Origin of the sequence: Mycobacterium sp. PDNC021, assembly GCF_048282635.1 — a bacterium.
GTDB lineage: Bacteria > Actinomycetota > Actinomycetes > Mycobacteriales > Mycobacteriaceae > Mycobacterium > Mycobacterium llatzerense.
Map to the genome: position 1 here is coordinate 1625437 of NZ_CP182502.1, position 16921 is coordinate 1642357.

The window sequence follows — 16921 nt, forward strand, 5'->3', positions numbered from 1 at the left end:
TCCTCCTTGGTCGAAGGGCAGTTTAGGGCAACGGGTTTGGCGGATGCACATTTGTCCGGCGTGTCCCGGCGCGCCCCTCGGTGGTGTCGCCGCCAGAGGAGGTGATCAGCCGTGTCACCGCGTCGCAGACGATCGCCTTGCGCTGGGCGTGGTCGTCGATGCCGATCACGGCCAGCAAGGTGGGGCTGAGGTTGTGCCACATCGACGCGATGGTGAGTACGAGCGTGAAGAGCACCGGCGCGGGAAGCTCGCTGGTGAGCTTGCCGTCGGCCTGGGCGGCAGCGATCGACGCAATCTGCTCGTGCATGGTCTCGCCGGGAAAGCCCGAGCTGGAATCGTCGGCTCTCTCGAGCCGGTGCCAGGCGATCAGCCGGCCGACCTCGGGCTGGCTGGCATAGACGTCGATCAGATGGGCCGCGTAGCCGGGCAGGTCGTCGGCGACCACCGGGCTGTCGGCGAAGAACCTCTGCGTCATCGCCGCCCACACGGCGTCGAACAGCTGATCTTTGCTGCCGAAGTAGTGGTAAATCTGCGCCTTGTTCGCGCCCGCGTTGGCAGCGATGCGATCGACGCGCGCCCCACCGATGCCGTACTCGGCGAATTCGGCAGTTGCCGCGCAGATGAGCCGCGCCCGAGTGGCGTCGGAATCTCGCGGGTGCCCCATTTCCGAGATCTTAGCCACCCCGGCCAGTTTGCTAACTAACCGGATAGTTGACAGCGCCGTGAGGTCTGCCTAACGTTCCGAATCGGGTGGGACGTGGGTCACAGGAGGTGGTGTGGTCGCCGAGCCCTTTCCGCAACGGTCGGCCACGCTGACACCGGAACTCGTCGGTCGCGGTGAACAACTTTCGAGGTTGATGTCCGCGATCAGCGACACCCCGCGCGGGCACACCGTGGTGGTGTCCGGCGCTGCCGGGACCGGCAAATCCGCGCTGCTGGAGGTGGCCTGCCGGCATGCCCGATCGGTTGGCTTTCGGGTGCTGTCGATCGCCGGCACCCCGGGCGAATCGGATACCCCGTTCGCCGGTGTGCACCAACTCATTCACGCGCTCGGCTGCTGGGGTGGTGAGGCCCACCAGTACCAGCGGGTCATCGAAACCGCCCTGCAGTCGCCGAGCGGTGAGCAACTCCACACCGTGCGGGTCGCCATGGCCCTGCTCGGGCTGCTCGACGCCGTCGAGAAGCGGCAATCGGTCCTGGTCTGCATCGACGACGGACAGTGGCTCGACGAACCGTCGCGCACCGCGATGATGTTCGCCGCCCGCCGCAGCGCAGGCCGGTTGTTGACCGTTGTACTGGCGATCCCGGCCACGGCCGGAAAGGTGCTCAGCGGTGACGGCCGCTCGGTCGAGATCGAATTGCGACCGCTGGAGCGCGACGATGCTGCCGCGCTGCTCGAACGGCAGCCCTACGTGCCGCGCGGACTGCGACGAGAGCAGGTCCTGACCGCGGCCGCGGGTAACCCGGCAGCCGTGATCGCCTTCGCCGAGACAGCCGCGGCCGATGTCCTCACGGCGGGGCCGGCCGCCGAACCGTTGGCGCTGCCCGCACCCAGCCTCGGTATCTTCAGTCGCCGTCTCGCGCGGTTACCCGCGCCGACCCGCGCCGCGCTGCTCGTGCTCGCGGCGGCCTCCGAACAAGATCTGCGGCACCTGATGCCTGCGGCGCTCGCGGATGCGCACACGCTCGCGCCGGCCGAGGTCGCCGGGATCATCCGAGTGGAATCGAGCAGGGTGCGGTTCCTGGACCCGCTGATGCGGTCGGCGGCCTATCACCGGGCACCGTCGGCGGCGCGCTCGGCGGCGCATCTTCGTCTGGCCGAGGCCCTGGTGGCGCTACCGCACCGGCAGGTGTGGCATCGCGCGCAAGCGGCACTCACACCCGACGACGCGCTGGCCGCGCAGTTGGCCGACACCTGCGACGAGGTGCTGCGCCGGGACGGCTATCTGGCGGCCGCGACCGTCATGCACCGCGCGGCGATGCTGACCAGCGATGTCGGCGAGCATGCCCGGCGTCTGGTGCGGGCGGCGCCCCTGGCGCGCAACGCCGGCGATCCCAACTGGTCGGCGGAGCTCAGCCGGCGCGCGCTGAACGGTGTCGACGACCTCATATCTCAGGTACGTGCCCATACGGAGTTGGGGTCGGCCCGGTGCTGGGACGCCAACAACCAGCAGGTTCTGGACATGTTGCTCAAGGCGGCGGGCCTGGCTGTCGATATAGCCCCCGCGGTCGCCTGGGAGTCGCTTCGGGTCGCCGCGACGGTCACTTTCGTCGCCGACGATGCCGCGGGGCGGTGTGGCGTCGCACGCCTGCTGAGGCAGCTGGAGGACGCCGAGCCACCGGCCTCGGTGTCTGCGCGCGCCGACAGTGTCTGGATCCGTACCGCCACCGACCCGTACCTGGCGCATCTGCAGTTGCCGGACATCGTCGGGCTGGCCGGTCAGGTCGGCGATTCCGTCGGGCTCACCGCTGTCGGTGCGTCGGCCTGGCTGGCCGGGGAACCGGACCTGGCGGTGCGCTGCCTGCGCGGCGCGCACACCGGTGTGCTGGCGCCGCGCTTCGGCGGCTTGGCCTCAACGGCGCTGTCCTGGGCTTTCGTCGACTCGGGCCGTTGGGACGAGGCCGTCGAATCGGCGACCGCGATGAGCTCTTCGGCGGCGGTCGCCGATGTGCCCGTGGTGGCCCGGATCGCGGACCTGGTGATCGCCACGGTGGCTGCCCGGCGCGGGCAGGCCGCCACCAGCCGTGCGCGCCTGAAGTCGGCCACCGAGTTGGCCGACTTCCGGGACCGGCCGATGTTGGCGGCGTGGATGCACCACGTCGCGGGGTCGATCGCGCTGGCGGAGAACCAGAACACCGCTGCCTACGCCGAACTGTCGGAGCAGTTCGACGAATCTGGATTGCCGCTGCACCCATGCGCGTCGTATCTGGCGCTGGCGGATTACGCCGAGGCCGCCGTGTTGACGGGGCGAATCGATCAGGCCCGCGAACATCTGACCCGGATTGTGGGGCATCTGCCCAGATCCGTGTCACCGCGGTTGACCCAGCTGGTCGCTCATGCGGACGCCGTACTCAATCCAGATACCGCGAGTGCACGCTACGCCGAGGCGCTGTCCGATCCGGCTGGTAACCGTTGGCCTTTCGAGCGGGCGCGGCTGCGCATCAGTTATGCCGGATGGCTGCGCAGGCACCGCCGGCGCCGGGACTGCCAGCATCAGCTGGCCGCGGCGCTGACCGTCATGCAGGATCTCGGCGCGGCGCCGTGGGTCGAGCTGTGCGCCCGTGAACTGCGGGCGGCCGGAGTGCGTCCGCGTTCGTCATCGGTGCAGACCGATGCGTTGAGCTCGCAGGAACACAACGTGGTCTACCTCGTCAGCGAGGGGTACACCAATCCGCAGATCGCGGCCATCTTGAACCTGTCGGTGCGGACCGTGTCCAACCATCTGTATCGCTCGTTTCCCAAGCTCGGCGTCACCAGTCGTCATCAGATTCATGACGTGGCGCGCCCTGCGGCCTGGACGATCGACCGTCCCTGAGGGCCCCAAATGGAAGTCGGCGGCGACGGAAAATCCGCCGCCGCCGACTGGTCTTACGCGTCAGGCCGCGCTGTGCGACTTCGACTTGCTCTTCGAACCCTGGTGCGAGCCCTTGGATTGGCTGCCCTTGGCGCCCGAGTCCGAGGCGGAACCGGAGCCCGAAGCCGAACCCGAACCTGATGCCGAACCCGAAGTCGAACCTGCACTCGAACCCGAGCCCGACTTGCCGTCATGGCCCTTGTTGCCGGACGTGGTCGTCTTGGTGCCGCCGTCGCTGCTCGAGCTGGAGCTGTTGGAGCCCGAGCTGCTGGAGCTGGACGAGTTGGAGCCCGAGCCGGAGCTGCTCGAGCTGGAGGAGCTGGAGGAGCTGGAGCCGGACGGGCTGGAACCGGTCTTGGTGTCGCCCGTCTTGCCGTCACCGGCGGAGGTCGAACCCGCGACAGAACCCGTGGTCTTGGTGTCGGTGCTCGAGCCCGTCGAGGTGTCCGTCTTGGTGCCGGTATTGGTGTCGGTCGAGGTGTCGGTGGCCTTCGTGGTGGTGTCGGTCGCCGAGCCGGTGGCCTCGCTCGTCAAGCCGGCGGTCTTGGTCTTGTCGGTGCTCGTCGGGTCCGCCGCGACGGCCTTCGTCGTCGCGGCGGTGCTCAGCGTCACCGTCGCGGCCGTGGTGGACGGCACCGAAGCCACATCGGAGACGGCTTTGGTGGTGGTCGTCGTCGCGGCGGTCGCAGCCGGTGTCTTGGTGGGAGTGATGTCGGTGAGGATCGACTTCACCACGGCGACGATCGCCTGCAATGTGCCGGAGATCGTCGCGCCACCGGGGACGGTTGCGCCGCCGCCGAGTAGGCCGCCACCGAAGATGGAGAAGCCCGGGATGTCGAGTCCCAGCAGGGCGCCGAGGTTGGGTCCGTAGCCGCCGTTGAGCAGGCCGTCGACGATGGTCGCCGGTGCCTGGATGACCGCGGTCGCCAGCTTGCCAAGGTCGCCGGCCTTGACGGCGTTGATGACGTTCTGGGTCGCAGTGCCCACGGCGCCCAGGGTGCCGGCGACCGGGCCGATGAGGCCGACGCCCAGCTCGAGCATGAGGTTCGGCAGATCGTTGGCGATGTTGATCATGCTCTGCAGCGGCTGCGAGATGAGGTTGCCCAGGGCCTTCGGCAGGGGCCCGATCGGATTGATGGCGGCCATGACGGGCAGCAGGATCGCGAGCTGGAGGTTGTTCAGCGCACCCTCGATGTTGGCCTTGCCCAGGTCGCCGACAGCGGCCCCGAGGTAGCCGGGGACCTTGGTGGTCAACGCGGTGACCACGGCCTTGCCGCTGTCGCCGAGGGCGTTGACCAGACCGGTCATGGTGCCGACCTGGTTGGTCAGAACCTGGCGCAGGATCGGGAACAGGCCCATCTCCATGTACGACTTGACGTCAGCCTGCAGGTTTCCGACGGCCGTCCCCAGCACCTGGCCGTACAGGTCGAACGGACTGCTGGTCAGGTTGACGGCGGCGGTCGACATTGCATGACTGATCGAGGGGATCGACGGCACGTGGGCCATCGGTTGGATCGGGGCGACTGCGATGGCTCCCGCCGTCAGCAGTGTGGCTCCGGAAAGGACGGACGAACGAACGGCGGCGTGCAAGATGGTTTCCTCTCATTCGCTGCAGCCGGTCCCTGGCGCAGCGTGTACCTGACTGATCCGTCGGTTCGATCACGGATCGAGCAAAAATTGACGGCAACGCACATCATGGGATGTTTGTGTTACTGGTCGGTAGAGACAAATGACTCAATGTGCACAGCTGCGGTGCAGGGAAGGCGCAGAAAACCGCCGCGCACGCGAGCGTGCGCGGTCGCGGGGGCAGCGGTGTTACTCGACGAAGAAGTTGTCGTGCCGGATGAACCACTCGCGGCGTTCGTCATCGGTCATCTCGGCGAGCTGGCCGAATCCTTCGAAGTACGCCTCCCGCGGAGCTCCCGGAGCGAACAGCATCAGCACCGATGCGGACTCGTCGGCCTCATTGCGGAAGCCGTGCACGCCGCCCGGCGGGACGTAGAGAAAGTCATTGGGCCCGGCCTGCACCCAGTCCGTGCCGTCGTACAGCGTCATGGTGCCGGACAGTACGAAGAAGGCCTCGGACATGGCGCGGTGGAAATGCGGGCCCGGGCCACCGCCGCGCGGCGCGATGTCGACGCGGTACAGGCCGTAGTCGCCCGCGGTCTTCTTCTGGTTCGCGAGGTAGTGGTACTGGATCACGCCGTGCGAGTCGTAGTCGGCCGGCTCGTCACCGCGCCGCAGCGTGGCACTGATCTCCGGCTGGTCGGCGGTGTAGCGGGCCGGGGGATAGGGCGGTACTACCAACGACATGGTCGGCTCCTGGTGGCCATCGAGATCGGAGACGGCTGCTCGGTTCCCACAATAGGGCGGTCGTACCCTTCGCGGTTCTCGGCAAACTGACAGGCTCCCGACACTCGTTGTTCAGAGTCCCGGCCTAGCGTCCGAGCAGTGATAACCAGACGCGCATTCCTGGCTGCTGGGGCTGCTGCCGCCGGTTCGCTGGCATTTGCCGCGCGGGCATCCGCCGCACTGGATCCGGGTGCGGTCGCGGGCCAGTACGCGCGCCGGGTGCCGACCCAGTGGGGAATGGCACTGCCCGGGATCGTCACGTCGTTCCCGCCGAACGGCCGGCAGATCGCCCTGACCTTCGATGCCTGCCGCGGCGGTGTCGACGAGGCACTGCTCGACACACTGCAGCGCAACAACGTGCCGGCAGTGCTGTTCCTGAACTCCCGGTGGGTCGACCAGCACCCCGACCGGGCGGCACAGCTTGCGGCAAATCCGCTCTTCGAGATCGGTAACCACGGCACCCGGCACGTGCCGTTGTCGGTGAGCGGCCGTGCCGCCTACGGCATCGCGGGCACGCGGTCGGCTGCCGAGGTCGTCGACGAGGTGTGGGGCAACCAGATGAAGCTCACCGCACTGACCGGGAAGTCGCCCACCTGGTTCCGTCCGGGCACGGCCCACTACGACGACGTGGCCGTGCAGATCGTGCATGACCTCGGGCTACAGCCGCTCGGGTTCAGCGTCAACGGCGATTGTGGGGCGACGCTGCCCGCCGCTCGGGTACGCGCGAATGTGGTTGGTGCGCAACCTGGTTCCGTCGTCATCTCGCACATGAACCATCCGGGCTCGGGTACCGCGGCCGGCTACGGCGGGGCCATCGCCGATATGCGGGCGGCTGGGTGGGAGTTCGTGCGGCCCGCCTAGCATCGGTGCGGTGGAGAAGTTTGACGAGGGCATGCGGGCCGCGCGGCTGCTGGATGCCCAGGACAAGGCGGCGGAACTGTTCGTCGCCATCGAAGAACGTGGGCTGATCCGGCCCGGCGTCGGCGAGCGTCAGGTGACCGACGAGATCCGTGATCTGGCGGCCGAAATCCTCGGCGTCACCCGGCACTGGCACAAGCGGATCGTGCATGGCGGCGAGAACACGCTCGCGACCGCGCGGGAGAACCCGCCCGACCGAGTGATCGCTGCCGACGACATCGTGTTCGTCGACCTCGGCCCGCTCTTCGAGGAATGGGAAGCCGACTTCGGCCGTACCTTCGTGCTCGGTGACGATCCGCGAAAGTTGGCCTTGCGCAATGACTTACCGAAAGTGTGGGAGGCGGCGCGGGCGCACTTCGAGTCGACTCCGGATATCACCGGCGCGCAGTTGTTCGACCACGTCGTCGGGTTGAGTCGAGCTGCCGGCTGGGAATTCGGTGGCGCGATCGCCGGACACCTCGTGGGGGAGTTTCCGCACGAGAAGATCCGTGGCCACGAGATCGACTCCTATGTCGCACCCGGCTCGGACCTACCGATGCGGCGGATGGATTCCCAAGGGCGGCAGTGCCATTGGATTCTGGAAGTGCATCTCGTCGAGCCCGGTCGGCGATTCGGCGGGTTCCAGGAGGAGTTGTTGGACCTGCGGAGGTGACAGCATCCGGAGGCAGTCCTGAATAGACGAATGCGGTGTGGCGCCGATTGGCGCCACACCGCATTCGGTATCTGTGGCTAGATCAGGATTCCGGTGCCGCCGGCCGGATTGCCGGTGCCTCCGGTACCGCTGGCGCCGGTGCTGCCCGGAGCACCGTCGCTGCCGTCGTGGGTGCCGTGGCCGCCGTTGGCGCCGCCCGAACCGCCCGCGCCCCCGGCACCGCCGGCAGGACCGTTGCCACCGGCGCCAGTGCCCGCACCGGTGCCGCCGTTACCGCCGTTGCCGCTGGTGCCACCAGTGCCGCCGGCACCGGCGTTGCCGCCGTTGCCCCACTGGGTCACGTTGTCGTTGTAGCCCTTGCCGCCGTCACCACCGGTGCCGCCGGTACCACCGACGCCACCGTTGCCTCCGGCACCACCGACATTGTCGCCGGAGGTTCCGCCGTTGCCGCCGACGCCCGCTGCGCCGCCGTGGCCACCGACACCGCCCGTGGAACCGGCATTGCCGTTGATGAACGGAGTGCCGTTCGCGCCGGTCTGGCCGTCGCCACCGGTGCCACCATTGCCGCCGATGCCACCGGTACCGCCGGCACCGTCGAGGCCGTTCGCAGAGAATCCGCCGGCACCACCGGTGCCACCGGCACCGCCTGCACCGCCGGTGCCACCGAAGCCACCGCCGCCGCTGATACCGGCCGCGTTGTTGGACCCGAATGCCGGGAGCCCGCCGACGCCGCCGGACCCGCCGGTGCCGCCAGTGCCGCCGGCACCGCCTCCGCCGCCGACGCCCGAGACGGTTCCGCCGGCGCCGCCGACGCCACCGTTACCGCCCGCGCCGGCGTTGCTGCCGGACAAGCCGGTGGCACCCAGCGAGGCCCCGATGGTTCCGTTGGCGCCGTTGCCACCGGTACCGCCTGCGCCGCCGGCGCCGCCGTTACCGGTCAGGCCACCCGAGCCGCCGGCGCCGCCGTCTCCACCGCGGCCGGCGGTGCCCAGGATGGTGAGGGCGTCGAAGCCGTTGCCGCCTCGACCGCCGTCACCTCCGTTACCGCCTACGCCGTTGGCGGCCTGGTTGGCGCCGGCGCCGTTGAAGCCGCCTGCCCCGGCACTGCCGGCGGTGCCACCGGTCCCGCCCGTGCCGCCGTTGCGCTGGATCGACGAAATTCCGTCCGATCCCGCACCACCGGTGCCGCCGTTTCCGGCGTTGCCGCCCTTGCCGCCGTTGCCGACGGTGCCATGAGCTGCCGCGCCGCCCTTGCCGCCGCCGCCGCCGTTGCCGCCCGCACCACCGGAACCACCGGTGAAGCCGCCGAGGACGCCCGAACCGCCGCTACCACCGTTGCCGGCATTGCCGCCGGTCCCGCCGCTGCCGCCGTTTCCGGAGTTGGTGCCACCGGCACCACCGGTGCCGCCCGCACCACCGTGTCCGCCGTTGGGACCGTTTTCGCCAAGCGCGGCAAGGCCGTTGGCGCCCTTACCGCCGGTGCCGCCGGAACCACCGTTACCGCCGTTGCCGTCGGTGCCGCCGGAACCACCGTTACCGCCGGCGCCGCCGTTACCTGCGACGCCGATCGCGGTGATGGTGTCGAAGCCGTTGCCACCCTTACCGCCGTTGCCACCGTTGCCACCTGCGCCGTTGGCGGCCTGGTTGGCGCCGGCGCCGTTGAAGCCGCCGGCACCTGCGTTACCGGCATTGCCGCCGTCACCGCCCTTGCCGCCGTCGGGAATCAGCGACGAACTGCCGTCGGAGCCATTGCCGCCGTTGCTGCCGTTTCCGGCCGCGCCGCCCTTGCCGCCGTTGCCGACGGTGCCGTGCGCCGCGGCGCCACCCTTGCCGCCGGCTCCACCGTTACCGCCGTTGCCGCCCTTGCCGCCGCCGCCGAGGGCTCCGCCGCCGAGGACACCGGATCCGCCACTGCCGCCGTTACCGGCCGCGCCGCCGGTCCCGCCGCTGCCGCCGTTACCGGAGTTGGTGCCACCAGCACCACCGGTGCCGCCCGCACCACCATGGCCACCGTTCGGGCCGTTCTGGCCCAGTGCGGCAAGGCCGTCGGCGCCGCTACCGCCGATGCCGCCCACGCCGCCGTTACCACCATTGCCGTTGGATCCGCCGGAACCACCGCTACCGCCGGCGCCGCCGTTGCCTGCGACGCCGATCGCGGTGATCGTGTTGAACCCGTTACCGCCCTTGCCGCCGCTGCCGCCGTTGCCGCCCGCGCCGTTGGCGGCCTGGCTGGCGCCGGCGCCGTTGAAGCCGCCAGCGCCCGAGGTGCCCGCGTTGCCGCCGTTACCGCCCGTGCCGCCGTCGGGGATCAGCGACGAGCTGCCGTCCGAGCCGTTGCCGCCGTTGCCGCCGGACCCGGCCGCGCCGCCCTGGCCGCCGGCCCCGACGGTGCCATGGGCCGCGGTGCCGCCCTTGCCGCCGCCGCCACCGTTACCGCCGCTGCCGCCGTTACCGCCGCCGCCGAGGGCTCCGCCGCCGAGGACACCGGAACCACCGGAACCACCGTTGCCGGCGCCACCGCCGGCGCCGCCCTTGCCGCCGTTGCCGGAGTTGGTGCCGCCGGCGCCACCGTTGCCGCCGCCGCCACCGTGGCCACCATTCGGACCGTTTTCGCCAAGAGCGGCAAGACCATTGGCGCCGTTACCGCCGGTGCCACCGGCGCCGCCGCTACCGCCGTTGCCCGCGGTTCCACCCGAGCCGCCGTTACCGCCGGCGCCGCCGTTGCCCGCGACGCCGATCGCGGTGATGGTGTCGAAGCCGTTGCCGCCCTTGCCGCCGTTGCCACCGGTAGCGCTGGCGTTACCGGTCGCGGCCTGCTTCTTGCCGCTGCCGTTGAAGCCGCCGGCACCCGCGGTGCCGGCATTGCCGCCGTCACCACCCTTGCCGCCGTCCGGGATCAACGAGGAGCTGCCGTCGGAGCCGTTGCCGCCGTTGCCGGCGTATCCGGCCGCGCCACCGGTGCCACCGGCGCCGACCGTGCCGATGAACCCGACCTTCTTGCCACCCTTGCCGCCGACGCCGCCGTTACCGCCATTGCCGCCGTTCCCGCCACCGCCGAGGGCGCCGCCGCCGAGGACACCCGAGCCGCCGTGACCGCCGTTGCCGGCCTTGCCGCCGGCGCCGCCCGTGCCGCCGATGCCGAAGATGTGGCCGCCGTTGCCACCGATGCCGCCGTTGCCGCCGGTCTGGCCGTTGTCACCGTTCTGGCCAAGCGCGGCAAGGCCATCGGCGCCATTGGCACCGTTGCCGCCCGCGCCGCCCTTGCCGCCGTTGCCGATACCGCCGGCGTTGCCACCGTTACCACCGGCAGTCGGGGTGAAGATGCCGAAACCCGAGTAGCCGTTGCCGCCCGAGCCGCCGTTGCCGAAGCCGCGGGCGTTGCCGCCGTTGCCGCCGGTTACGCCAGGAAGGCCACTCGAGTAGCCCTTACCACCGTCACCGAACCACAGGCCGCCGTTGCCACCGTTGGGGTTGATCACGTTGCCATTGGCGCCGTTGCCGATCAGGTACTGGCCGGCCAACAGGTTGATCCCGGTGTCGACCACCCAGCCGATGGGGCTGTTGATCCAGCTTTGCACGCCGAAGTGCACGTTCCCATAGATCCAGTTGGCGACCAGCACAGTCGGGTCGACGAACGTGGGTAGGACGATGGTGGGGACAGCGAGCGGGCCGACCGCTGCCAGAGGAGCGGGCGCGGCCAAGGGGTTGACGGCGCCCAGGGGAGTGGGCTTGGCCAACGGGTTGGTGGCCGGTGGGGCGCTCGCGGCCACGGAGGCCGGGGCGGCCGGGTGCATTCGCTTGTTGGCTGCGCCGTACTCGACCTGGCGGCGCACCCAGGCCATCACGGCCCAGACGCCGGGCATCTGGTCGGGGTTGGTGGGTGTGTGGGGGACCAGCATGGCGCCCAGGTTGACCGCGGACAGCAGGCTGGTGATCGGGTTGAACGCCTTGGTCGTCGGGGCGGTGATGACCGCCCCGGTGCCCGGGGTTGCCGCGCCGGATGAGGTGGACGGGCCACTCGGGACCGTCGGGGTCGTGGCGCCGGCCGGGTTGGTCGTGGTGTGCGGTGTCGCCGGCGCAGTGCCCGGTTCGGTGGCGTCGTGCCCGCCGGCGACCACGCCTGCCGTCGATCGCGGACCCCGCGCGGGACGGGTACCCGGGGTGCCCGTGTTGGAGCTGCCGGTCGCGGCGCTCGAGGTGTCGCCGGCGGTGCTTGCGTGCTTTGGCTTGGTGCCCGGAGCGGGCTTTACCTTGGGGCCCTTCGCCAGGTCGCTGAGCGCTTTTCTGGCGTCGTCCGCGTACTGGCGCATGCGGTCCTGCGCCTGCTGGCGCGGGGTTCGCGGGGTGTCGGTCGTGCTGCCGGTGCTGCCGGTGCCGTCGGAGGCCGGCGTCTCACCGGGCTGAGGCTTGGGCTTGGTCGGCGGCTTGGGCTTCGTCGGGCTCTTGGTCTTGCCGTCCGTGGCCTTGGAGGGGCTCGAGTTGCCCGACTTGGCGCCGCTGTCGCCGCTCGAGCTCTCGGTGTTGACGAGCCTGATGTCCGCGGTCACCGACTGCATCGTCGGCGAATCGGGACCCAGCAGCAGCATCACACCAGCGCTGGCGAACGCCGCGCTCGTCAATCCCGCAGCCGCGAGCGGCCCTGCCGCACTCCACCAGCTGTTCGTGCCCACTGCCCTGTGCTTGCCCACGATCCTCCTCGCGCGTCGGGTGTGAGATATGACACCCCGGTAAATAAACGTGAGGAGACTAACACCCGTAATCGAAAGCTGTGAACATCTTGCGGAAAGTGTGTGTCCGTTCATATCAGCGGACCGCGGGTACCGGGATCAACTTGAAAAAGGCATTCTCACCTGCGGAAAAGTCGGCTGTCGTGCATATTTTGGCGGGTTGCCCGGCGGGTGACCGCGGTCTCTGTGGCCGTGGTTGAAGGGGTGGCGGGATGGTGCGAAGAAATATATTTAGAACACGTTCATTTCGGTTGTGGTCAACCGATCGGGCGCCTTTGGGCCGCTGGGGACGGTCGTTCAACGCGCCAGGTGGGTCTGCGATCGCGCCGCGGGCGCACATGTTCAGCCTGAGGCTCGACGGGTTCTATGACGAGCTGTTGGACCTGGCACGGAGGTTGTTTGCCGGGATCTGGCAGCAAATGGATACGCAGCATCTGCGGGTTACATAATTGCCCGGTCGCGTAAATACTATGCAGGGATCAAAATTTGCCACATCAGTTGTATTTATGACGTGCGCAAGCGAGGGTTTGACAATTGCGTTCGAAATTGATTCGTATCGTCAATATCGAACACACTCGGGATGTCTATGAATATCGTTGGTAATTACTGAGATTGGCTGATCTTGTAGTCGCATCGTTTGGCTGATCCGCCTGATTAAACTCTGATCGAGCGTGTGTTTCGGGGATGCGCTAAATTAAGTAGCGTTATTTGCCGAAATCCTTTTCAATCGCTGGCGAACTGTCTACCCTTGGTTTATCAATATTCGGGCTAGCGAAGGAGAAGTCATGTCGATGATCCGTTCAACCGTCCTCTTGGGGGCGGCGGTAGCCGGTGCTGGCGCAATCGCGCTGCTCGGCGCTGGCGCTGCGTCCGCCGACTCCGGCATCAACCTCGGGCCCGGCAGCAACGACGGTGTGCTCAATGGCGGCGCCTTCAACACCGGTGTCCTCAATTTCGGTATCGGGAACAAGGGCATCCTCAACCTGGGCAACGGCAACACCGGCGTCGCCAACATTGGCAATGGGAGCACCGGCCTGGTGAACATCGGCAACGGGAGCGGCGGTGTCGTCACGGTGGGCGACGGGCGCAATGGCCTGCTGAACATCGGCTACCCGCACTAGCAGCCTTTCGGTGTCCTGGAGCCCTGTGGGTCTGCGCGAAATCCCTTGTCGCGCAAACCCACAGGGCTTTTCCATGGTCAGACCGGGAACGTCACCCCGGTCAGTTCTTCGGACGCCGCCCACAGCCGCTGCTGCAACTCGGTGTCATGTGACTGGTCGCTCGAGCCGACGACCTTCGGGTGGCCCGTCTGCTGGAACAGTCCGTCCGGCCCGTAGTACTGGCCGCCGTATGCGGCCGGGTCGGTCGCGGCGCGCAGCGTGGGCAGGGCGCCCATCGCGGCACTCTGGAAGAGCCGTTCTGCGATGGGTGTCACCATGGCGGGCGGCAGCGGCACGTGGCGAGCCAACTCGGTGTTCGATCCGCCCGGGTGCGCGGCGAGCGCGACGGTCTCCGCGCCGGTCAGTCGTCGCTGCAGTTCGTACGTGAAGAGCAGGTTCGCGAGCTTGGACTGGCCATAGGCCGCCACCCGGCTGTAGCTGCGTTCCCATTGCAGATCGTCGAAATGGATGGCGGCGCGAATCCGGTGGCCCAGGCTGCTGACCGTCACGACGCGGGAGCCGGGCACCGTCAGCAGCTGGTCGAGCAGGAGGCCGGTGAACGCGAAATGGCCCAGGTGGTTGGTGCCGAACTGCATCTCGAAACCGTCGGCAGTGGTCTGCTTCGGCGTCCACATCACGCCGGCGTTGTTGATCAGCAGGTCGATCGCCGGGTACTCCGACTTCAGCTGTTCTGCGGTCTCCCGGACCGATTGCAGTGAGCTGAGGTCGAGTTCCTGGAGGGCGACGTCGGCGTCGGGGGTGGCCTGGAGGATGCGGTTGACGGCATCCTTGCCCTTGTCGAGGTTGCGGACGGCGAGTACGACGTGCGCACCCTTGGCGGCGAGTGCGGCTGCGGTCTCGTAGCCGAGCCCGGTGTTGGCGCCGGTGATGACGGCCGTACGTCCGGTCTGGTCGGGAATGCTGGCGGTTGTCCACTTGGTCATGACGGTTCCTCGGTAGCCTGGGCCTCATCCGGGGCGAGCGCCCCGGAAGTTTCACATATCCGGAACGGTAGCCCCGTTTAATTTGTTCCCGGGAGCATGATGATCTGCAAGCCGAAGCGGCCGCTGCGTGCTGACGCGGCCCGGAACAGGGCCCGCGTGCTGGAAGTCGCCTATCAAACCTTCGCCGACGAGGGACTTTCGGTGCCCATCGACGAGATCGCCCGGAGGGCGGGCGTCGGTGCCGGCACCGTCTACCGACACTTCCCGACCAAGGACGATCTCTACCGTGCGGTGATCGAGGATCGGTTGCAGTCGGTCATGGATGTCGGTCGGGCATGTTTGGCGTCGGACGCTCCGAGTGACGCGCTGTTCGATTTCTTGCGCTCACTGGTCCAGTGGGGAGAGACCGATCAGGGCCTCGTCGACGCGCTCGCCGGCCTCGGGATCGACGTCAACGCCTTGGTGCCCCATGTCGAGGATGAATTCCTGGCGTTGCTCGGTGAATTGTTGACGGCGGCGCAGCTCGCCGGCGCCGTCCGCACTGACGTCTCGGTGCCCGAGATCAAGACGCTGCTCGTGGCGGCGCAGGCCGCGCAGCGCTACAACCCCGACGCTGCCGAGCGGGTGGTCGAGTTGATGATGGACGGATTGCGACCGCGCTGAGGCGGAAACCGCGGTTCGCGGACGGTGAACGACCTTGCACTCGCCCTGTCTGAGTGCTAAAAACAACCTTGGCACTCTCGATAGGTGAGTGCTAGGTCGGGACAGTGAGGCCGGGGCCGCATCTGCGAGCACAGCCCCAGGTCGTCCGTCGCGGGCGCTGCGCCTGACCAAAGACGTGCAATTCCCAACCGGAGGAATTACTTCGCAATGGCCAAGACAATTGCGTACGACGAAGAGGCCCGTCGCGGCCTCGAGCGGGGCCTGAACAGCCTCGCCGACGCGGTAAAGGTGACGCTGGGCCCCAAGGGTCGCAACGTCGTCCTGGAGAAGAAGTGGGGCGCCCCCACGATCACCAACGATGGTGTGTCCATCGCCAAGGAGATCGAGCTGGAGGACCCGTACGAGAAGATCGGCGCTGAGCTGGTCAAAGAGGTCGCCAAGAAGACCGACGACGTCGCGGGCGACGGCACCACCACCGCCACCGTGCTGGCCCAGGCCCTGGTTCGCGAAGGCCTGCGCAACGTCGCTGCCGGCGCCAACCCGCTCGGCCTGAAGCGCGGCATCGAGAAGGCCGTCGAGGCCGTGACCGCGTCGCTGCTGGCTTCCGCCAAGGCCATCGAGACCAAGGAGCAGATCGCTGCCACCGCCGGTATCTCGGCCGGTGACCAGTCCATCGGTGACCTGATCGCCGAGGCCATGGACAAGGTCGGCAACGAGGGTGTCATCACCGTCGAGGAGAGCAACACCTTCGGCCTGCAGCTGGAGCTCACCGAGGGTATGCGCTTCGACAAGGGCTACATCTCGGGTTACTTCGTGACCGACGCCGAGCGCCAGGAAGCCGTCCTGGAGGATCCCTACATCCTGCTGGTCAGCTCGAAGATCTCGACCGTCAAGGACCTGCTGCCGCTGCTGGAGAAGGTCATCCAGTCCGGCAAGCCGCTGCTGATCATCGCCGAGGACGTCGAGGGCGAAGCCCTGTCGACCCTGGTCGTCAACAAGATCCGCGGCACCTTCAAGTCCGTCGCCGTCAAGGCCCCGGGCTTCGGTGACCGTCGCAAGGCGATGCTGCAGGACATGGCGATCCTCACCGGTGGCCAGGTCATCAGCGAAGAGGTCGGCCTGTCGCTGGACACCGCTGACGTCAGCCTGCTGGGCACCGCCCGCAAGATCGTGGTCACCAAGGACGAGACCACCATCGTCGAGGGCGCCGGCGACGCCGACGCGATCCAGGGCCGTGTCGCCCAGATCCGCGCCGAGATCGAGAACAGCGACTCCGACTACGACCGCGAGAAGCTGCAGGAGCGCCTGGCCAAGCTGGCCGGTGGCGTTGCAGTCATCAAGGCCGGCGCTGCCACCGAGGTGGAGCTCAAGGAGCGCAAGCACCGCATCGAGGACGCCGTTCGCAACGCGAAGGCTGCCGTCGAAGAGGGCATCGTCGCCGGTGGTGGCGTGGCCCTGCTGCAGTCGGCTCCGGCCCTGGACGCCCTGTCGCTCGAGGGTGACGAGGCCACCGGTGCCAACATCGTGCGCGTCGCGCTGTCGGCTCCGCTGAAGCAGATCGCCTTCAACGGTGGTCTGGAGCCGGGCGTCGTCGCCGAGAAGGTGTCGAACCTGCCCGCCGGTCACGGCCTGAACGCCGCGACCAACGTGTACGAGGACCTGCTGGCCGCCGGCGTTGCCGACCCGGTCAAGGTCACCCGCTCGGCGCTGCAGAACGCGGCGTCCATCGCGGCGCTGTTCCTCACCACCGAGGCTGTCGTCGCCGACAAGCCGGAGAAGGCCGGAGCGCCCGCGGGCGACCCGACCGGTGGCATGGGCGGTATGGACTTCTAAGTCCAGCTCTTTTACGGGAAGCCCCGGCTCGCTTGGCGAGTCGGGGCTTTTTCGTGCGCCCTCGGGTTGGCTGCGAACAAAGTACGCGGACACCGGG

Annotated in this window: 11 protein-coding genes; 6 read left to right on the forward strand and 5 right to left on the reverse strand. The window is 68.6% G+C overall.

From position 1 onward, the window contains the following. Positions 1 to 22: 22 nt before the first annotated feature. Positions 23 to 664 carry a TetR family transcriptional regulator gene (locus tag ACNO8X_RS07560; RefSeq protein ID WP_418004799.1) on the reverse strand — a complete coding sequence of 214 codons (642 nt, stop codon included), beginning with the start codon at positions 662 to 664 and terminating at the stop codon, positions 23 to 25. A 112-nt stretch (positions 665 to 776) separates the two neighbouring features. Here ACNO8X_RS07560 and ACNO8X_RS07565 point away from each other — a divergent pair, with 112 nt between their 5' ends. Further along, positions 777 to 3536, forward strand: coding sequence for an AAA family ATPase (locus ACNO8X_RS07565; RefSeq protein WP_418004800.1), 2760 nt, complete (start codon positions 777 to 779; stop codon positions 3534 to 3536). A 60-nt stretch (positions 3537 to 3596) separates the two neighbouring features. Here ACNO8X_RS07565 and ACNO8X_RS07570 read toward each other — a convergent pair whose 3' ends face one another. Further along, entirely contained in the window at positions 3597 to 5042 is a 1446-nt protein-coding gene (locus ACNO8X_RS07570) for a hypothetical protein (protein ID WP_418004801.1), read from the reverse strand. 348 nt (positions 5043 to 5390) lie between these two features. Beyond that, positions 5391 to 5888, reverse strand: coding sequence for a cupin domain-containing protein (locus ACNO8X_RS07575; protein ID WP_418004802.1), 498 nt, complete (start codon positions 5886 to 5888; stop codon positions 5391 to 5393). Between the two features lie 138 nt (positions 5889 to 6026). On the opposite strand from ACNO8X_RS07575, the gene ACNO8X_RS07580 reads away from it, so the two are divergent. Further along, a complete protein-coding gene (locus ACNO8X_RS07580; protein ID WP_418004803.1) occupies positions 6027 to 6788 on the forward strand; it encodes a polysaccharide deacetylase family protein in 762 nt (253 codons plus the stop codon). Between the two features lie 31 nt (positions 6789 to 6819). After that, positions 6820 to 7497 (forward strand): M24 family metallopeptidase, encoded by a 678-nt coding sequence (locus ACNO8X_RS07585; protein ID WP_418005812.1) that lies wholly within the window; start codon positions 6820 to 6822, stop codon positions 7495 to 7497. Between the two features lie 77 nt (positions 7498 to 7574). Here the strand turns inward: ACNO8X_RS07585 and ACNO8X_RS07590 are convergent, their stop codons facing one another. Then, positions 7575 to 12167, reverse strand: a complete 4593-nt coding sequence (locus tag ACNO8X_RS07590) for a PGRS repeat-containing protein (RefSeq protein WP_418004804.1) — start codon at positions 12165 to 12167, stop codon at positions 7575 to 7577. 842 nt (positions 12168 to 13009) lie between these two features. On the opposite strand from ACNO8X_RS07590, the gene ACNO8X_RS07595 reads away from it, so the two are divergent. After that, positions 13010 to 13345: a pentapeptide repeat-containing protein gene (locus ACNO8X_RS07595; protein WP_418004805.1), complete on the forward strand. Its 336-nt coding sequence runs from the start codon at positions 13010 to 13012 to the stop codon at positions 13343 to 13345. Positions 13346 to 13422: 77 nt separating this feature from the next. Here ACNO8X_RS07595 and ACNO8X_RS07600 read toward each other — a convergent pair whose 3' ends face one another. Continuing rightward, positions 13423 to 14328, reverse strand: coding sequence for an SDR family NAD(P)-dependent oxidoreductase (locus tag ACNO8X_RS07600; RefSeq protein WP_418004806.1), 906 nt, complete (start codon positions 14326 to 14328; stop codon positions 13423 to 13425). A gap of 102 nt (positions 14329 to 14430) precedes the next feature. Between ACNO8X_RS07600 and ACNO8X_RS07605 the strand changes: the two genes are divergently transcribed. Then, complete coding sequence (locus tag ACNO8X_RS07605; protein ID WP_418005813.1) at positions 14431 to 14991, forward strand: TetR/AcrR family transcriptional regulator; 561 nt, start codon at positions 14431 to 14433, stop codon at positions 14989 to 14991. 207 nt (positions 14992 to 15198) lie between these two features. After that, the gene (gene groL, locus ACNO8X_RS07610) at positions 15199 to 16824 is read left to right on the forward strand and encodes a chaperonin GroEL (RefSeq protein ID WP_043401237.1); all 1626 of its coding nucleotides are present in this window, start codon (positions 15199 to 15201) and stop codon (positions 16822 to 16824) included. The last annotated feature ends 97 nt before the right edge of the window (positions 16825 to 16921 follow it).

Excerpts from the sequence above, each read along its gene's own strand:
- ACNO8X_RS07560 (WP_418004799.1), bottom strand. The coding sequence starts at position 664 with ATGGGGCACCCGCGAGATTCCGACGCCACTCGGGCGCGGCTCATCTGC.
- ACNO8X_RS07570 (WP_418004801.1), bottom strand. The coding sequence starts at position 5,042 with ATGTCGACCGCCGCCGTCAACCTGACCAGCAGTCCGTTCGACCTGTAC.
- ACNO8X_RS07575 (WP_418004802.1), bottom strand. The coding sequence starts at position 5,888 with ATGTCGTTGGTAGTACCGCCCTATCCCCCGGCCCGCTACACCGCCGAC.
- ACNO8X_RS07585 (WP_418005812.1), top strand. The coding sequence starts at position 6,820 with ATGCGGGCCGCGCGGCTGCTGGATGCCCAGGACAAGGCGGCGGAACTG.
- ACNO8X_RS07595 (WP_418004805.1), top strand. The coding sequence starts at position 13,010 with ATGTCGATGATCCGTTCAACCGTCCTCTTGGGGGCGGCGGTAGCCGGT.
- ACNO8X_RS07600 (WP_418004806.1), bottom strand. The coding sequence starts at position 14,328 with ATGACCAAGTGGACAACCGCCAGCATTCCCGACCAGACCGGACGTACG.
- groL (WP_043401237.1), top strand. The coding sequence starts at position 15,199 with ATGGCCAAGACAATTGCGTACGACGAAGAGGCCCGTCGCGGCCTCGAG.